The following is an 18,644-nucleotide window of genomic DNA, read 5'->3' on the forward strand; positions in this document are numbered from 1 at the left end:
TTTTGGCGAAACCCCTGAATCACCGATAGGGAGCGCTGTCAAGATAACCCACTGATAACACTCAACTTAATTTCGGATCAGGCTCTAAGCCAAATTCCAGCATAAAGTTTGTTTGGTCCGTCGACATCATAGATAAAATCAATTTTGTATGAACCAACACTTCTATCATCATAGCATTTGTCGTATTGGGTTTGCATTATAAAACGATGGATCAAATATAAAGTTAATTGCATTTTCTATGAATGACACATGAAAAACTGAATTTTTGTTTGTTATTTCAATGAATTAAGGGACTTAATAAGTCCCAATATTTCTACCTGGAAGGATAACATTTCCAGAATCACTATCATAGCATGCTGTCGACATCTACTTTCTCCTTTCTTTAATTGCATCAGCGGAAAGCTTACTTAACTTGATACTTTCTCGTGCAGCCATCTCTGCGTTGCGGAAATGCCCATATTTGAAACTCAACATCTCAAGAGTGCCCCACCCAAAGTAATTTAAATCCGGAAGATCAAACCATATACCACTTTTGATAGAATTCAAATAGACCGTACTTAGGAGCGAGGATCGAAGATACTCATAAGCCATTCCTATAACAGGCATACCTGAGATGGCCTCAATATACTCTGAGTCGCACATACTCTTTCGCACAGAGCACGCTATTTTGCGAGAAATATCATATACAGTTGCATCTGAATTGAATTCTGATTTAATTGTTTTATCATATCCAGAAATAAAATCTACATATTCATCTATTCTGTACATATACCCAATTGCAACAATATGAGCTATAATTTCGTCATTACTTATTCTGCTATCATTAATATTCCTCTGAAATATCCGCTCAACATCATGCTGATTATTAAAATATTCGCACCAGTATTTTTCTTTATCACATTTATAAATATTGTTTACTGTAACATTTCTATCGAAATTGTTATATGCGACTATATCTGGTATATGTGAAACTTCTCCGGCCTTCTCTCCCCACATGTGTGCATACTGCGGAAAAATCCCAAAAAAGTATCCTGATTCTTCCTTTGATCTACATTCGTACCTCGCTGTATGGAAATTTATTTCACAGAGTCCAAAGCTTGACAAGCTCGCAGCGATACTCTCGTTCAAAGAGCCAGCGGCAGCCGTTGCACAAAGCACCCAGTTGATTATGACAAGTCCGATTATTGCTCTCACCTCTCCCTCCCCGCCTCGTTGGCTGCCCTGGCGATCGGCGACAGCACATAATCGGCCACGGTACGATAACCCGTGACAATCTCGGCCGTTGCCGTCAGTCCAGGGGACAGGTGCAGATGTTCTCCGCGGTCCGTCACGCCCCCTGCCGTCAGGCGGATGCGGGCCGGGAAGACCAAGCCACGGGCCTGATCCAGCACCGAATCCGCCGACAGATGCTCCACGGTGCCATGCAGGATGCCATGCCGCGTAAAGGGAAAGCTCTCGATCTTCACCGCCACTTCCATCCCCTGTCGCACATGGCCCGCATCCTTGTTCAGCACCAGGGCTTCCACCACCAGCGCACTGTCCGCCGGCACAAGTGTGGCGACACGCGCGCCCACCTCCAGCACCTCACCCGTGGAAGTGACTGATATTTCGTTTATTACGCCATCGGTAGGGGCGGTCAATACCTGTAAAGTGGTACGTTGCTCGGCTTTCTTCACCAGTTCGCTGCGGGTGGCGATCACGGCTTCGGCCTCCGCCTGTTCCGCCGCCGCCCGGGCGCGGAACTCCGCGTCGGTCTGGGCCATCTCCCGGTCCAGCATGGCCGCCTGCGCCATCGTCTCCCTGGCGCGGGCCTGTTGCACCGCCTTGTCCTGGCGGACCGCCACCACCCGTTCCTGCAATTGCAGCACACGCAGCGCCGGGGAAAGCCCCTTGGCCGCCAGTTCGGCCTGGGCCGCGTGCTGCGCCTCGATCAGAGGCAGCAATTGCTCCAGCTTCTCCAGTTCCGCTTCCGCCACGGCATGGGCCGCCCCCGCCCGCCGCTGCGCGAGGCCGGCGCGGCGCGAAAGATGCTCGGCAATGCGGGCGGTCACCGCCTGTTCTTCCGCCGCCGCCGCGTCCGGCGCTGCGCCGGGTGGCGGGTGGAACCGTGCCTCCCCGCCCAGGGAATGCGCCAGCAGGGCGACCGCACGAGCGCGTTGCAGCAGGGCGGCCGACAAATCCGCCCGCGCCGCCGCCTCATCGGCATCGGACAGCGTGGCATCAAGCCGGACCAGCGGCTGTCCCCGCGCCACGCGCTGTCCCTCCGTCACCAGGATGGCGCGGACAATTCCGGCCTCCGCCGCTTCCACCGCCTGCAGGCGTGCCGTCGGGATGATGCGCCCTTCCGCCACGGCCACCATTTCCACCTCCGACAGGAAGGCCCAGGCGATGGCCCCCGCGGCCGCCAGGATGATCAGCCACATCACCGCGCGCCCGGCCGGCGGAGGCGGCGTTTCCGTGACCTCCAGCGCAGCGGGCAGGAAATCCGTCTCCAGCCGCTCCCGGCGCTGCGTGCGCCGCCGCTCCGTTTCGGCCCTCCAACTGTCGGCCAGCATATCGAGATGCAGGCGCAGGCTGCCCATCATGCTTCCCCCCGCGCATCTGCTCGCGCCACAGCGCCGCATAGCGTCCACCGCGCTGAAGCAGGGCGGCATGGTCGCCCATTTCCGTCACCGCACCATTCTCGATGGTGACAATGCGGTGACAGCGGCGGATGGCAGACAGCCGGTGGGCGATGATCAGCACCGTGCGGCCCTTGGCCATATGGGCCAGGTTGCGTTGGATCACGGCCTCGCTCTCCGCATCCAGCGCGCTCGTCGCCTCATCGAAGATCAGGATACGCGGGTCGGTCGCCAGCGCCCGCGCGATGGCGACCCGCTGACGCTGGCCACCCGACAGGTTGCCGCCCCGCTCCTCCACCAGCGTATCGTAACCCTGGGGCAGTTCGCAGATGAATTCATGGGCGCCGGCCATCCGTGCCACGGCCACCACCCGCTCCATCGGCATGGCCGGGTCGGCCAGTGCGATATTCTCCCGGATGGTCCGGTTGAACAGGATATTCTCCTGCAGGACCACGCCCACCTGCCGGCGCAACCAGGCCGGGTCAACCATGGACAGGTCAACCCCGTCCACCATCACCCGCCCGGCTTCCGGCACGTAAAGCCGCTGGACCAGCTTCGTCAGGGTGGATTTGCCGGACCCGCTGGGACCGACGATGCCCAGCACCTCCCCGGGCCGGATCAGTGCGGAACGTCATCATATGCAGAGCCCGCAGCGGATGGAACTGGTGGGGATGAATGGGCACCCGCATGGCCCGATCTTCTGCAGCCTTTGGAAATTTCTGGATGCGGTTGCGGCACGATATTTCTCCAAACCATGCGCCAGCGGCTTTGACACCGGTGACATTTTTTTATGAAGGCGCCCAAGCCCCCCTAGGAAACCGGTGTCATATATGCTTAAACTCGACATGAGGTGGCCGTCAGAGCCATCCTGGAAGAAGCCCCGGAGACCCTCGCCATGTCGATCGCCGCTTTCAGGCGTACTCTTTTCTGCGCTTGCACCGCCCTGCTGCTGGCAGGCCCTGCCCTGGCCCAGCCGCCAGCCACATCCCCCACCGCGCAGCAGCAGGTGCAAGCACCCGCCCGTGCAGTGATAGAGGCCGCGATGAAGCGTGCGGCCCGTTTCATGACAGAGGAGGCGGCCGTCAATGGCGGCTATGTCTGGCAGTATCTGCCTGATTTCTCCCGCCGCTGGGGGGAACTGGAGGCCAGCCCGACCATGATCTGGGTGCAGCCGCCCGGCACGGCCACGGTTGGACACCTGTTTCTGGATGCATATCAGGCCACGGGCGATAAATGGTATCTGGATGCGGCCCGCACGGCGGCCGGCGCCCTGATCAAGGGGCAATTGCCCAGCGGCGGCTGGAACTATGTCATCGACACGGCGGGACCGGAAGCGGAGCAGCGCTGGTACGCCACCTATGGCCGGAATGCGTGGCGGATGGAGGAATTCCATCATTATTACGGCAATGGCACCTTTGATGACGCGGGCACAGCCGAAGCGGCGCAATTGCTGCTGCGCCTGCATCTGGCGGACCGCAAGGACAGGACGGTGCACACGGCGCTGAACAAGGCGCTGAGCTTCATCCTGGATGCGCAATATCCCAATGGCGGCTGGCCTCAGCGATTCCCCCTGGTCGAGGATGGCGGGGTGCATGGGCGCCCGGATTATACCGGCTACATCACTTTCAACGATGATGTGGCGGGGGAGAATCTGGAGGTGCTGATCTTCGCCTATCAGACACTGGGCGACCGCAAGCTGCTGGATCCGATCCGGCGCGGCATGGATATTTTCCTGGCCACACAGCAGCCGCAACCGCAGCCGGCCTGGGGCCTGCAGCATTTCCAGGACAGCCTGAAGCCGGCGGGAGCGCGCACCTATGAGCCGGAAGCCTTCGCCACCCACACGACAGCCAGCAATATCAAGCAATTGCTCGCCTTCTACCGGCTGACGGGTGATGGCAAATACCTGTCCCGCGTGCCCGAGGCGCTGGAGTGGCTGGACAAGGTGCAGGCCCCCGCCAACCTGCGGGCGGGCGGGCGCACCCATCCGACCTTCATCACCATCGGTGAGGGACGACCGCTCTACCTGCACCGGCGCGGATCGAACGTGATCAATGGCGAATATTACGCCGATGGCAATCCGACCGAACTGGTCGGCCATTACGGATCGTTCCGCAGCATCGATACGGCCGGCCTGCGGGCCGAATATGAACGGCTGGCCGCGATACCCGGGCCGGAGGTTTCGCGCGGGTCCCCGCTGCTGGCCAAACCCGGCACCTATGCCCTGCCCCGCTATTTCAGCCTGCGCGATGTGGACGTGTTCGACATGATCCGGCCGGATGCGGCGATCACGGTCCCCGATCCCGCGCAGATTGCGCAGATTCTGGCCGGGCTCAACGATCGTGGTTATTGGCCGGGCCTGCTGACAACCACCTCCAACCCCTATACCGGCGACGGCCCCGGCACACCCGTGGGCGGCGAATACCGCACAACCCGTGTGGGGGACCCCAGCGACACCTCACCCTACACAACCGACTATCCCGTGGAGGGCATCTCCACGCAATTGTTCGTCCATAATATGGGCGAACTCATCAAGGCGCTGGGCCGGTAATGCCGGTGCCGGCAAACGGGCCAGACCTGAAAGCCGGCCCGCCGGGGTATAATACCAACCTCCCTAAAGGTTGACCTTTAGGGAGGTTGGAGGCTGGCGACTGCCAGCCCGGCGCTCATGCGCCGTGAGCCAAGGCGGCGGATGCCGCCGCCCGGCAATTGAGGGAACACTAAATCTCCCTTGATCGGTCACGATCAAGGGAGATTGGTATAATACCAACTTGCGATGAGGAGTACTCATCGCAAGTTGGTCCGGCGGCGACTGCTGCCGCGCCGCTCGTGGGGCGTCGCCAAGCCAACGAATGGTGGCGCCCGGCAATTTGAGGGCGGTGATCAGAACCAACAGGTTCTGATCACCGCAAAATAGTTTAATGCCCCGGCGGGCCGGAATGCCGGGATACACGGATCAGGACTGCGTCTGCCCGTCCGCGCGCCCCAGTCCCGGCATGATGCGGATATAGGCAAGCTCGCACAGCAGTTCGACCAGCGTCTGCGTGACGATGATGGCGGGCAGGAGCGGCACCGCCCCCGGCACTGCCAGCCCCAGCGGCAGCACGACCAGCGAATTGCGTGTGCCGGCGCTGAAGGCCACCGCCCGGCCGGCCGGTGCCGCCAGCCCGAACAGCCGCCCGGTCCCCCACCCGATGGCCGGTGCCAGCACGGCGAACGCGATATAGACGGGCACCACCCGCCACGCCCCTTCGATGGCCGCGCCAAGCTGCGGCACGACCGCCGCCACAACGATGAACAGGACCAGTGCCGTCGCCGGCACAGGCAGATAGCCCAGCCCCTGGGCCAGCTGCTCCCCCCTCCGGCTGCGCGCCGCCCCGACCTGCACCAGAAAGGCAAGCAACAGCGGCACAGCGATCAGCCACAGAAAGGCATGCAGGAACGGCCCGGCCTGGACCAGGCCGGCGGCCCCCTGCCCCAGGAACAGCCGGAGATAGAGGGGCAGCAGCAACATCTGCACCACCAGCAGCACAGGCGTGGATGCCAGCAACAGCCGCGCGTCACCCCGGCCCAGATGGGAAAAGGTGACGACATAATCGATGCAGGGTGTCAGCAGCACCAGCATCACCCCTAACCGGACCAGCGGATCATCCGGCAACAGGCGAACCAGCAACGCCACCAGCAACGGCAGCAGGATGAAGTTGACCAACAGCAGCACCACCAGGAACCGTGCCTGCCCAAAGGCCCGGCCCATTTCCGCCACGGGCACCTGCTGGAAGGTCACGAACAGCATCAGGGCCAGCGCCGGGTTGATGGCACCCTCCAGTCCCGCCAGCCCGCCCGACACCAGCCCTGCGCCTGCTGCCGCCGCGACGGCCGCGACGTAAATCCCGATCTGCCGGTGTTCCAGCCAGCCACGAATATCCGTCACCATCATCCACCCGATCCGGATCCCTGCGGGGCCGCCACGCGGGCGGGCAGCGGGTTTGTAGCATACTGATGGCGGGGGCGAGACAATGGAGGCGATATATCGAGACGGGATCGGCGTCTGCGCGGGGGCTCAATTCGTCCCGGGGGAAGGTTTCACACCTTCAAGGCCTCTCCACCGCGGCCCGGCGTTCGGCGAATAGGGACGACAGCGCCTGGGAAGCGGCGATGGCACGGGGGAAACCGGCCGGCACGGTGACCATGTAAATGATCTCCTTCAATTCATCCTCCGTCACGCCAAGGTTGAGGGCATAGCCGGCATGGATGGTCATGAATGCCCGCTCCCCCATCGCAGCGAAGACGGCAACGGCAGCCAGTTGGCGCGTTCGGTCATCCAGCCCCGGCCGCGACCAGACATCGCCCAGCGCATAGCCCTGCGTGGCATCGGCCAGAAACGGGAACTCCCCGCGCATCGCTTCCAGGGCCGGCTGGGGCCGGTCCTTGTTCAACCGGGCGATGATCGCGGCACCGCGCTGTTGCCGCTCGTCTTCCGGCTGGGCGCGTGCCGCAGCGCAAAGACCCGCGGATAACAACCCGACCGCAACGGCCCCATGGAATGCCTGACGGTAAATCCGGCTGCGAACACCCATTTCTGCCTCCTTGCAAGCCGGCCCCTTGGCCGGACGGGGGACAGGATGGGCCAGGCTGCCATCACGGGGAAGCCGCCCCGTTCTTTCCAAACCGGTAAGAACGGCTAACCAATCTCATGAGAAAGGGAGGGAATGATCACTCCACCGTCAGCTTGAGGCCGTTCTTGTCATTGCCATGCACGCCCAGCGATTTCAGCTTGCGGTGCAGGGCGGAACGTTCCATGCCCACGAAGCTGGCCGTGCGGGAGATGTTGCCACCGAAGCGCGTGACCTGGGCCAGGAGATATTCGCGCTCGAACACCTCGCGTGCTTCCCGCAGGGGCAGGCCCATGATCTCGCCGCCCTTGTCCCATTTCAGCACAGTGGGGGTGATGGCGCCGATTTCCGGCGGCAGCATGTCGGCGCGGATCGGCTCTCCCGGATCGCCGGCCACCATGATCAGCAGCCATTCCACGGTATTGCGCAATTGCCGCACGTTGCCGGGCCAGTCATACGCCTGGAGCGCGGCCATTGCATCCTCTCCGAACACGCGCACGGGCAGGCCGGCGCTTTCGGCCGTGCGCTGCATGAAGTGCCGGGCCAGCAGCGGGATATCCTCCCGCCGGTCGCGCAGCGGCGGCATCTTCAGCGGCACCACGGACAGGCGGTAAAACAGGTCCTGGCGGAACCGGCCCTGTTCGATCTCCGCCGTCAGGTCGCGGTTGGTGGAGGCGATGACGCGCACATCCACTTCCACCCGCGAGGCGCCGCCGACCCGCTCGAACGTCTGTTCCTGAAGGACGCGCACGATCTTGCCCTGGGTTTCCAGCGGCATGTCCGCAACCTCGTCCAGGAACAGGGTGCCGCCATGGGCCTGTTCGAAGGTGCCGACCTTGCGACCCCCGCCCTCGAACCCATGCTCCGTACCGAACAGTTCCACTTCCAGCCGGTCGGGCCGCATGGTGGCGCAGTTCAGGGCCACAAAGGGGCCATCGGCACGGCGCGACTTGGCGTGCAGCATGCGGGCCACCACTTCCTTGCCCGCCCCCGGCGGTCCCGACACCAGCACGCGGCTGCCCGTCGGGGCCACCTTCTCCACCGAATGGCGCAACTGGTTCACGGGCAGGGACCGGCCGATCAACTCGAAATCGGCGCCCACCTTCACGCGCAGTTCACGATTCTCCCGCTTGAGACGCGCCGCCTCGATGGCGCGTTCCACCAGCAGCAGCAGCCGGTCGGCCTTGAACGGCTTTTCGATGAAGTCATAGGCGCCGGACTTGATGGCCGCCACGGCCGTCTCGATATTGCCATGGCCGGAGATCATGACGACGGGCACGTCGGGATGGTCGCGCTTGAGTTCAGCCAGCACCTGCAGCCCGTCCAGCCGGCTGCCCTGCAGCCAGATGTCCTGGATGACAAGGCTGGGCCGGCGGGCGGCAACGGCGGCCAGTGCCTGGTCGGCATCCGCCGCCTCCCGCGTCTTCATGCCTTCATCCTCCAGGATGCCGGCGATCAGCATGCGGATGTCCGCTTCGTCATCGACGATGAGAATGTCGTGCGCCATGTTCTTCAACCCTTCCGCGCCTGTGCGGCGTTCTGTTCAGGAGGGACCGGTGCGGTAGCACTGGGCGCGATGTTGCGTGGCAGGACCAGCGTGACACGGGCGCCGCCGCCCGGCCGGTCCTCCAGCAGCAGCGCGCCGCCATGGTCCTCCATGATTTTCTTCACGATGGCGAGACCAAGGCCCGTGCCCTTGACCCGCGTGGTCACATAAGGCTCGGTCAGCCGGTCACGCTCCTCCGTGTCCGGCAGGCCCTTGCCGTTATCCTCAACCGCCAGAAGGACCCGTTCATCATCCACCTGGATGCGGGCCGTGATTTCGCCGGGCACGCGATCGGCGCCCGGCGGCGTTTCCTCCAGCCGGCCTTCGATGGCCTCGCCGGCATTCTTCAGAAGATTGGTCAGCGCCTGACCGATCTGCCGGCTGTCGCAGGTCAGCACCAGCGGCGCGTCGGGCATCAGGCAATTGAACCGGATCGCCGGATAGGCGCTGGCCTGTAAAAGCACCGACTGCCGCGTCAGATCCTGCATGGCCGTCGGCTTCATCACGGGCTGCGGCATGCGGGCGAAGGCCGAGAATTCGTCCACCATGCGGCCGATATCGTCCACATGGCGTACGATCGTGTCCGTCATCGCCTTGAACGTATCGGGATCGCTGTTGATTTCCTTCAGGTATTTGCGGCGCAGCCGCTCCGCCGAAAGCTGGATGGGGGTCAACGGGTTCTTGATCTCGTGCGCGATGCGCCGTGCGACATCGGCCCAGGCCGCCTTGCGCTGGGCCGACAGAAGCTCGGACACATCATCGAAGGTGACGACATAGCCCTTCACCTCCCCCGCCACGATTTCGGCCGCGACACGGACCAGCAGGGTCTTCAACTGCCCCGCCCGGCGCAACTGAACCTGGCCCTCGACCTGCCGGCTGCCGCGGCGGCGGATATTGCCCATCAACTCGTCCAGTTCCGGCGCCACCTCCAGCAGGTCGCGCCCGATCAGCGAGGCGGGATCGCCCACCGACAGAAGCGTGGCTGCCGACAGGTTGGGCAGGTTGATGCGCCCCTGCTGGTCCAGGCCCAGCACGCCGGCCGACACGCCGGCCAGCACCGCCTCGGTGAAGCGGCGGCGCAGATCCAGTTGCCGGTTGGCCTCCACCAGTTCGGACCGCTGGCTTTCCAACTGGCTGGTCATGCGGTTGAAGGCGCGGGACAGCGTCACCAGCTCGTCCTCGGGCTCCAGCGCGCTGTCGGGCACGCGGGCCGTCAGGTCACCGGCACGGATGCGTTCCGCCGCGGCGATCAGGGCCGAAATGGGCGAGACCAGATAGGTTGCGAAATTCAGCCCCAGCCAGATGGCGGCCAGCAGCAGCAGCACGGCCACGCCCACGAAGATCACCGCCATGCGGGTCTGCAGCGCAAAGCGCTGCTCCTCCATATGGCGATATTCCTGAACGGCGCTCTGCGTGACGTCCATATGTTCCAGCACGCGGCTTTCCACGGGCCGGCCGATGAACAGGAACCGGTCGAAATCCAGGTCCAGCAGGACGATGGCATTCACGCGGTTGCCACCTTCGCTGACGATCAGCACCACCTCGCCCTTGCGGGCGCGCTCCAGATCCTCGGCGTGGACGGTGGTGAAATCGAAGGCGAATCCCAGGCCGAACACGGCCGTGACCTGACCGGTGCCGTCGAAGATCACAGCCTCCGTCACGTTGCGCATCAGGGCTTGTGACTGGAAATATTGCCGGAAGCGCGGCGGGTCCCAATAGATGTTGAGAGGCAGGCGGGCCAGATCGTTGCGCATCACCTCCGCATCGCGGGACAATGTGAGCTGATGTTCCTTCAGATAGCCCTCGGCCACCGCCAGCGATTCGTCCACGACCAGGCGGACACGGTCGGAAAACCAGCTTTGCAGGCCGACATAGAAGAACAAGGCCGAGAATATGGCCATGATGATGGCCGGCGCCACCGCCAGGATGGAGAAGACGGCCACCAGCCGCATATGCAGGCGCGAGCCGGCCAGACCACGCCGCTTTTCAACCCACAAAGCCACGATGCGCCGTGCGACCACGGCCCCCAGCAGCAGCAGCAGCACGCCGTCCAGCGTCAGCAACAGCATCAGGGTATTCTGGTCGATGGCGACGGGCAGCGTTTCGGTCAGTGCCGCATAGGTGGCCGCCCCGGCCGCGATGGCGGCGATGGTCAGCGCAATGCCCAGCATCATGGAAATGTGCCGGCCGCGCGACCAATGAAGCGCCCGTCGCCACAAGCCCTCCGGCCTGGGGCCTTCCGGCCGGGAGGACATGCCGGACACCGTCGTGGTCATGCGCGTCCCCCCTGCGGCCATGGGGTCCGATCCTGGGAAAGGGACGATCCGAACTGGGGCAAGGCACGACCTTGGGTTGGCGGAACGGCTTGTCTGGTCAAAACTGTTACCAGAAAGCTACACCGCGCGCCAGCCCGCAACGTGATAAAGCTGCAACAGCGTATCCCATTGCACCATCACAACCGGTCATCGGGCCAGTTTGGGTCCCGTCTGCACCGTGATTTCACCGGTACGGTTCAATGACCGGGCCAATGCATCCAGGCGGCGCTGCACCGAATCGCCCGTCAGCATGGCGGCATCCTCCGGCAGCAGCAGGGTCAGCCGGGCATCGCCCAGCCGCAGCAATGTACGCTGCAGAAGCGTGGCAGCACCGCCTGTCAGCGTATGGGCCAGCCGCAGTGCCAGCCCCAGAATATAGGCCCGGGCCAGCGCCCCTTCCTTCAGCAGGCTGCGCGCCGTGGACAGGATGGGACTTTCCATGGTGCCAGCATAGCGGACATGGACGGCAGTGGCCAGGAAGGCACGCTCCGCATGGTCCACCCCCGCAAAGGGCATGCGCAGGATGCGCAGGAAGGCATGCTCCGCACGGTAATCCGGATGTTCGGCCCAGCCCAGGTCCGACAGGAGACAGGCGGCCTGGCGCAGACGCCGGGCGGCCGGGTCCTCACCTGCAAACAGCGGGGCCGTCCAGTCGGACAGGATTTCCGCATGGCCGAAGCGGCCGATCCGCTCGGCCACATCCTCGCATGCCGTTATCAGCGGGTCCTGCCGGCGCTCGGCCGGGTCGAGCAGATCGTAGAGATGGCCTTCACGCAGGCCATAGGCGGAAAAGACCACCCTGCCCGGCTGCACCGCCTTCAGCACCCGTTCCATGACCAGGGCCGCCAGCGGCAGCATGTCCAGGCGGCGCTTGGACACGCCGGGCATTTTCTCTAGGCTGCTGCGGCCGGCGCGGGCCACCGTGCCGGCGAAATCCGCCATGGCGGCGCCATCGACACCGTACTGGTGAATGATATGCAGCGGGTGGTTGACCTGCTCCAGATGCATCTTGGCCAGGGCGCGCCAGGCCCCGCCCACGGGATAATAGGTGCGCCCCTTGCCCCGTGACAGCCAATCCAGCCGCGACAAATGCTGGTCGATCAGCTTGGCTGCGGGCCCCGGCTTGCCGTCCGTTGCCTCCATCAGGCGAAGCGGCCCCAGCGGGGTCGTCACCTGGGCCCCGATCTCCCCCTTCTCCAGCAACACCAGTTCCAGGCTGCCGCCGCCAAGGTCGCCGGCGAGCCCCTCGGCATTGGGGGCGCCGGACAGAACGCCCATGGCGGCCAGCCGTGCCTCCTCCTCTCCTGAAAGAACATCGACATGGAAGCCCGTGCGGCGCGTGATCTCCGCCACGAAATCGGGTCCGTCCGCTGCGTCGCGCACGGCGGCCGTGGCCAGCACGTCGATGCGCCGGACCTGCATTCCTTCCAGCAGCCGCCGGAACCGGACCAGATTGTCCAGCGCCAGCACAACCCCTTCCGGATTGAGCCGGCCCGTGCGCTCCACGGTCCGGCCCAGGCTGGGCAGAACCTTCTCGTTGAAAAGTGCAACCGGGGACCGGGTCAGCTTTTCGTAGACGACGCAGCGCATCGAATTGGAACCGACATCAATGACCGCGAGGCGATCGTCGGCATGGGCGTGATCCACGTTCAGGCGATCCGCTTTCAGTGACAACATCGGTAAAATGCCGGCTTAGAGGGAATTGCTCAATACCAGTTTCGGTGGAAGCCGTGCCTCCGTCGTGGCACTACCACGGCCCGAGAGGCTGGGATTTGTCATGAAATAGGTATGGGCGTTGAAGCTTTCCAGGCAGGGCTCGACGCGGCGGTATGTCGCGTCGGGCAGAAGCACCCAGCTTTGCGTATTGTCCTTCAGGTTCGCGACCATGATCTGGTCCAGCACCTGCTGATGCACCGTGGGGTTCTCGATCGGCACCAGGGTCTCGATACGGCGGTCCAGGTTGCGGGGCATCCAGTCGGCCGAGGAGATGTAGATCTTCGCCTGTGCCGACGGCAGGCCATGGCCGTTGCCGAAGCACATGACGCGGCCATGTTCAAGGAAACGGCCGACGATGGACTTCACGTGGATATTCTCCGACAGGCCCGGCACGCCGGGCCGCAGGCAGCAGATGCCCCGGATGACCAGCTCGATCTTCACGCCCTTTTGCGATGCCTCGTACAGCTTGTCGATCAGCCTCGCATCGACAAGGCTGTTCAGCTTCACCCAGATATGGGCGGGACGGCCGGCCTTGGCATGTGCGATCTCCGCGTCGATCAGATCGACCAGCCGCTGGCGCAAGGTGATGGGCGCGATGCAGATTTTCTCCAGGGCGCGCGGCGTGGCATAGCCGGTCATGTAGTTGAACATGTGCGCGGCATCATGGCCCAGCGCCACGTCGCAGGTGAAGAAGGACAGGTCGGTATAGACCTTGGCCGTGATCGGGTGATAGTTGCCGGTGCCGAAATGCACATAGGTGCGCAGACCATGGCTTTCGCGGCGCACCACCAGCGAGACCTTGGCATGGGTCTTCAGATCCACGAAGCCGTAGACGACCTGCACCCCGGCCCGTTCCATGTCGCGCGCCCAGCGGATATTGGCCTCCTCGTCGAAACGGGCCTTCAGTTCCACCAGGGCCGTCACGGATTTTCCCTGTTCGGCCGCATCGATCAGCGCCGCCACGATGGGGCTGTTCTTGGAGGTACGGTAGAGCGTCTGCTTGATGGCCAGCACATTGGGATCGGCCGCCGCCTGGCGCAGGAACTGCACCACCACGTCGAAACTTTCGAACGGGTGATGGACGACGATGTCTTTCTGCCGGATGGCCGCGAAGCAATCACCGCCGAAATCGCGGATACGTTCGGGGAAGCGGGCATTGTAGGGCGGAAACAGCAGGTCGGGACGGTCGTCGCTGATGATCTGCTTGGTGTCGGCCAGCCCGATCAGCCCGTCCAGCACGAACACATCATCGGCGCTCACCTTCAATTCATCGATCAGGAAGGCGCGCAGTTCCTTCGACATGCCGGCATTGACCGCCAGCCGGATCACGCTGCCGCGCTTGCGGCGCTTCAGCGCGCTTTCAAACGTGCGGACAAGGTCTTCGGCCTCTTCCTCGATCTCCATCTCGCTGTCGCGCAGCACCCGGAACACACCATGGCCCTTCAGCAAGAAGGGCGGGAACAGGCGGGAGATGAAGGTCAGCACCACCTGTTCCAGCAGCACATAGCGCACATCGTTGCCGGGCAGGCGGATGAACCGTTCCAATTGCTGCGGCAGCAGCACCAGCGCATCCAGGTTCGTTCCCTTCTGCGGGTCGAAAAGCCGGAGCGCCAGGGCAAATCCGCTGTTGGGAACGAAGGGGAACGGGTGCGCCGGGTCCACGGCGATGGGCGTCAGGACGGGGAAGATCTCGTCGATGAACCGCGCTTCCAGCCAGTCATGCTCGGCGGCCGTCAGTTCTTCGGGGTCGATGACGGCGATGCTCGATGCGCGCAGCGCCTGGCGCAGCATCAGCCAACAGGCCTGCTGGTCGCGCATGACCTCCGTCACCCGGTAATTGATGGCGGCCAGTTGCTGGGCCGGGGTCAGGTTGTCGTCCGAAGGCGTGGTCACCTTGGCCGCCACCTGCGCTTTCAGGCCGGCCACGCGCACCATATAGAATTCATCCAGATTGCTGGCCGAAATGGACAGGAAGCGCAGCCGTTCCAGCAGCGGGTGCTGGGCGTTATAGGCCTCTTCCAGCACACGCTGGTTGAAGGCCAGCCAGGAAAGCTCCCGGTTGATGAAGCGTTCCGGGCTGTTATGCGGGATGCTGCCGGGCACCGGGCCGTCGGCGGATGCGGCGGCGGCTTCGGCGGGCAACGCATGGGGCACGGCGTTCACGGTCTTTTCGTCCTTCTGGTCCGGGGGAACGGCGTCAGTATATGTTGTTTGTGTGACGGTTTCGGGTACGCCCTTGACAGCCGGCCTGCGCCGGCGGCGAACCTGCCCTGTCGTCCCGTTTCCCGTTCCCTTGCGCGAAGTCGTCATGAAAACACTCTACCTGCTGCGGCATGCGAAATCGGACTGGACCGACCCGCGGTTGCCCGATCATGACCGTCCCCTGAACCCGCGTGGCCAGAAGGCTGCCGCGACGATGGCGAATTATTGGGCGGTGCGCAAGGGCGGGCCGCCCCGCCCCGACCGGGTTCTGTGCTCCACGGCTGTGCGCGCCCGCGCCACGCTGGACATCGTATCGGCGGTCTGGAAGGACGATTTGCCCGCCGTGGATTTCGAACGCGGCCTTTATCTGTGCGGAGAGGAAGCGCTGCTGGACCGGCTGAAGGCGCTGGGGGAGGAGACGGGTGCCGTGCTGATGGTGGGGCATAATCCCGATTTCCAGCTTCTGGCCCGTGACCTGTGCGACCGGGGCGATTCCGTGTTGCGGGCCGCCCTGGCCGAAAAGCTTCCGACCTGTTCCTTCGTGGAGATATCCATTCCCGCACCAACGGCATGGCGCGACCTGCGCTGGGGCCTTGCCACGCTGACGGGTTTGACCCGCCCCCGCGATCTGGCTCCATGACCGGGCCTCATGACCTGGAATGATGCGCGTACCACCGGCTTGTCCGGCAGCGGACTGATTGGTCCCGCCGCCGGCAGTTGCCGGCGCCCAGCATCCTCGCCATCGGCCCATAAAAACTGTACGTTTCCGAACAGTCGCAGCCCATGGAAGAAACAATGACGAAGCAGCCGCGTGTGCTGGTCGTGGATGATGACGAGGATATCCTCGTCGCCGCCCGGCTGATGTTGAAACGCGAAGGCATTCTCTGCCACACCGAACCGCGGCCCGATCGCATTCCGCAATTGCTGCAGGAAGGCGCGTTCGACGCCGTGCTGCTGGACATGAATTTCGCCATCGGCGCCAATACGGGGCGGGAAGGGTTCCAGTGGTTGAAACGCATCGTGGAACTCGACCCCGCCCTGTCGGTCGTGCTGATCACCGCTTATGGCGATGTCGGCACCGCGGTGGAGGCCATGAAGCAGGGGGCCGCCGATTTCGTGCTGAAGCCGTGGCAGAATGAACGGCTGCTGGCCACCCTGTCATCGGCGCTGAAGCTGACGGCGTCACGGCGGGAAGCCGAGCAGGCCAATGCCACCACTAAGGAACTGGCGTCCGCCACGCTGGATGGCACACCTAACGCCATCATCGGCGGCGCCCCGGCCATGGCCCGCATCTTCGCCCTGCTGGACCGGGCCGCACCGACGGAAGCCAATGTCCTGATCCTGGGCGAGAACGGCACCGGCAAGGAAGTGATCGCGCGGGAAATCCACCGCCGGTCGCGCCGGCGCGACCGGGTGTTCGTCTCTGTCGATCTGGGATCGGTGTCGGAGAGCCTGTTTGAAAGTGAACTGTTCGGCCATAAGAAAGGCGCCTTCACCGATGCCAAGGAGGACCGGGTCGGCCGTCTGGTCGCGGCCAATGGCGGCACCCTGTTCCTGGATGAAATCGGCAACCTGCCGCTCTACCTGCAATCCAAGCTGCTGTCCGTCCTGGAACAGCGCGTGGTGATCCCCGTGGGTGGCACCAAGCCGGTTGCCATCGATGTGCGACTGGTCAGTGCCACCAACATGCCGCCGGAACAATTGTCGCGGGAGGACGTGTTCCGCCAGGACCTGCTCTATCGCATCAACACGGTTGAACTGCACCTGCCGCCGCTGCGCGACCGGGCGGAGGATATACCGGCCCTGATCGACTATTTCGTGGCGATCTATGCCCGCAAATACAACATGCCGCCGAAAAAGGTGTCGCCGGCGGCCCTTCCCCGGCTTCTGGCCTATCGCTGGCCGGGCAATGTGCGCGCGCTGCGCCACGCGGTGGAACGGGCCATGATCCTGTCGGCCGGGCCGGTGCTGGAAGCCGACGATTTCTCCCTGCCCTCCACCGCCGGCCAGACACCGCCGGCCGCTGCACCCGCCTTGGCGGTTGCCGGCCGGGGACAGGGGGCGGACGCGGCGCTGGTGCTGGACACGCTTGACCTGGAAGCGGTGGAGCGGGAGGCCATCCGCAAGGCGCTGGCCAAGCATCAGGGCAATATCAGCCACGCGGCCCAGGATCTGGGCATCACCCGCGCCTCCCTCTACCGCCGGATGGAAAAGCATGGGCTATAAGCGCTTCGAGCTGAATGTCACGGTGCGGGTGGCGTTGCTGGCGCTTTCATCCATGCTGCTGGGCATCATGCTGGTGGAGACCAGTTTCCGCGCCACCAGCTTTCTGGTGGGGCTGGCCATCCTGGCCCAGGTGGGGGGGCTGCTGCGGGCCGTGACCCGCACCAATCGCGAGGTTGCCCGGTTCCTGGGCGCCATCGCGCATTCCGATTTCACCCAGACCTTCGCGCTGGGCCGGCAGGGGGCGGGCTTCGAGGAATTGGGCACCGCCATCAACCAGGTGATGGAGAAGTTCCGGCGCAGCCGGGCGACATCGGAACAGCAGGCGGATTATCTGCACGCCATGCTGAACCATGTGCCCGTGGCGCTGGCCGCCGTCTATGAGGACGGGCGGGTGGAACTGCTGAACAATTTCGCCCACCGGCTGCTGGGCCCGGAGGAATTGAGCCGGCGGACCACGGACGGCCAGTTGCTGACCGATGCGCTGTGCAAGCTGGCGCCCGGCAGCCGCAGCCTGATTCGCGTGGCAGCCGGCAGCAGTGTCGGGCCGCAGCAACTGACCGTCACGGCCACGCGCCTGATCCTGGGGGGCGAATCCCGGCTGCTGCTGTCCCTGCAGAACATCGCAGGCGACCTGGAGGCCACCGAGGTCAGGGCCTGGCAGGATCTGGTGCGCGTACTGACGCACGAGATGATGAATTCGCTGACCCCCATCGCATCGCTGACGCGCACGGCGCAGGGCGTGCTGACGGACCTGCGCGAGAAGGCGGCCGACCAGCCCGAACTGGCGGAGGAGATTGCCGACGCCGAGATGGCGGTCGATACCGTCGCCCGGCGCAGCGGCAGCCTGCTGCGCTTTGTGGAGCGGTACCGCCAGTTCACCTCTGTGCCCAAGCCGCAATTGTCACGCATGAAGGTCAAGGAGATCACGGAGCGCCTGCAACGCCTGATGGCTCCGGCTGCGCAGGACCATGGTATCGGCCTGGAAGTCCTTGTCCTGCCGCCGCAACTGGAGTTGCAGGCCGATACGGACATGGTGGAACAGGTCCTGATCAACCTGCTGAAGAATGCCGTGGAGGCCATGAGAGGTATGGAACCGCGCCGCGGCGGGCACCGCATCCGCCTGACCGCGCATCTGGATGAGGGCGGCCATGTCGTCATCAATGTCGGCGACAACGGCCCCGGCATCCCGTCGGAGGTGGCGGAGAAAATCTTCATCCCCTTCTACACGACCAAGCGCGAGGGGTCCGGCGTGGGCCTGTCGCTGGCACGGCAGGTGATGCTGGCCCATGGCGGCAGCATCAACATGTCTCCCGACCCTGATGGCGGCACCGTCTTCACGCTGCGTTTCTGACCCTTCCGTCCATGCCGCGCATGCGACAGCGGCGCGGGGGTGTGATACGCTGCG

The 18,644-nt window shown here is 63.8% G+C and carries 13 protein-coding genes and 1 pseudogene; 5 read left to right on the top strand and 9 right to left on the bottom strand.

All coding sequences use genetic code 11. The annotated features are described in order from the left end of the window. Positions 1–366: 366 nt before the first annotated feature. The 3 genes and pseudogenes from ABC728_RS23135 to ABC728_RS23145 form a co-directional block, all read right to left on the bottom strand. Positions 367–1,194: a hypothetical protein gene (locus ABC728_RS23135; RefSeq protein WP_416622010.1), complete on the bottom strand. Its 828-nt coding sequence runs from the start codon at positions 1,192–1,194 to the stop codon at positions 367–369. Continuing rightward, a complete protein-coding gene (locus ABC728_RS23140) occupies positions 1,191–2,423 on the bottom strand; it encodes an HlyD family type I secretion periplasmic adaptor subunit (protein ID WP_445376515.1) in 1,233 nt (410 codons plus the stop codon). Before ABC728_RS23140 ends, ABC728_RS23135 begins: the two co-directional genes overlap by 4 nt. 448 nt (positions 2,424–2,871) lie before the next feature. Further along, positions 2,872–3,225: pseudogene (locus ABC728_RS23145) on the bottom strand (ATP-binding cassette domain-containing protein); the annotation flags it as partial. A gap of 34 nt (positions 3,226–3,259) precedes the next feature. Here ABC728_RS23145 and ABC728_RS23150 point away from each other — a divergent pair. Next, positions 3,260–3,415 (top strand): hypothetical protein, encoded by a 156-nt coding sequence (locus ABC728_RS23150; RefSeq protein WP_416622008.1) that lies wholly within the window; start codon positions 3,260–3,262, stop codon positions 3,413–3,415. A 101-nt stretch (positions 3,416–3,516) separates the two neighbouring features. Next, a complete protein-coding gene (locus ABC728_RS23155) occupies positions 3,517–5,172 on the top strand; it encodes a pectate lyase (RefSeq protein ID WP_416622007.1) in 1,656 nt (551 codons plus the stop codon). A gap of 405 nt (positions 5,173–5,577) precedes the next feature. On the opposite strand, the gene ABC728_RS23160 is transcribed toward ABC728_RS23155, so the two are convergent. From ABC728_RS23160 to ABC728_RS23185, 6 genes are all read right to left on the bottom strand, one after another. Beyond that, complete coding sequence (locus tag ABC728_RS23160) at positions 5,578–6,558, bottom strand: arsenic resistance protein (RefSeq protein WP_416622006.1); 981 nt, start codon at positions 6,556–6,558, stop codon at positions 5,578–5,580. A gap of 154 nt (positions 6,559–6,712) precedes the next feature. Continuing rightward, positions 6,713–7,198: a carboxymuconolactone decarboxylase family protein gene (locus tag ABC728_RS23165; RefSeq protein ID WP_416622005.1), complete on the bottom strand. Its 486-nt coding sequence runs from the start codon at positions 7,196–7,198 to the stop codon at positions 6,713–6,715. A gap of 136 nt (positions 7,199–7,334) precedes the next feature. After that, entirely contained in the window at positions 7,335–8,741 is a 1,407-nt protein-coding gene (ntrX, locus tag ABC728_RS23170; RefSeq protein WP_416622004.1) for a nitrogen assimilation response regulator NtrX, read from the bottom strand. 5 nt (positions 8,742–8,746) lie between these two features. Then, the gene (locus ABC728_RS23175) at positions 8,747–11,056 is read right to left on the bottom strand and encodes a sensor histidine kinase NtrY-like (RefSeq protein ID WP_416622003.1); all 2,310 of its coding nucleotides are present in this window, start codon (positions 11,054–11,056) and stop codon (positions 8,747–8,749) included. Between the two features lie 186 nt (positions 11,057–11,242). Continuing rightward, positions 11,243–12,772 (bottom strand): Ppx/GppA phosphatase family protein, encoded by a 1,530-nt coding sequence (locus ABC728_RS23180; protein WP_416622002.1) that lies wholly within the window; start codon positions 12,770–12,772, stop codon positions 11,243–11,245. 15 nt (positions 12,773–12,787) lie between these two features. After that, a complete protein-coding gene (locus ABC728_RS23185) occupies positions 12,788–14,914 on the bottom strand; it encodes an RNA degradosome polyphosphate kinase (RefSeq protein ID WP_416622012.1) in 2,127 nt (708 codons plus the stop codon). 205 nt (positions 14,915–15,119) lie between these two features. Between ABC728_RS23185 and ABC728_RS23190 the strand changes: the two genes are divergently transcribed. The 3 genes from ABC728_RS23190 (at position 15,120) to ABC728_RS23200 (ending at position 18,590) form a co-directional block, all read left to right on the top strand. After that, entirely contained in the window at positions 15,120–15,653 is a 534-nt protein-coding gene (locus tag ABC728_RS23190; protein WP_416622001.1) for a SixA phosphatase family protein, read from the top strand. A gap of 155 nt (positions 15,654–15,808) precedes the next feature. Continuing rightward, positions 15,809–17,239 (top strand): sigma-54-dependent transcriptional regulator, encoded by a 1,431-nt coding sequence (locus ABC728_RS23195; protein ID WP_416622000.1) that lies wholly within the window; start codon positions 15,809–15,811, stop codon positions 17,237–17,239. Further along, entirely contained in the window at positions 17,229–18,590 is a 1,362-nt protein-coding gene (locus ABC728_RS23200; RefSeq protein ID WP_416621999.1) for a sensor histidine kinase, read from the top strand. Before ABC728_RS23195 ends, ABC728_RS23200 begins: the two co-directional genes overlap by 11 nt. Positions 18,591–18,644 lie beyond the last annotated feature (54 nt).

The sequence above is a fragment of the Niveispirillum fermenti genome, assembly GCF_052474395.1.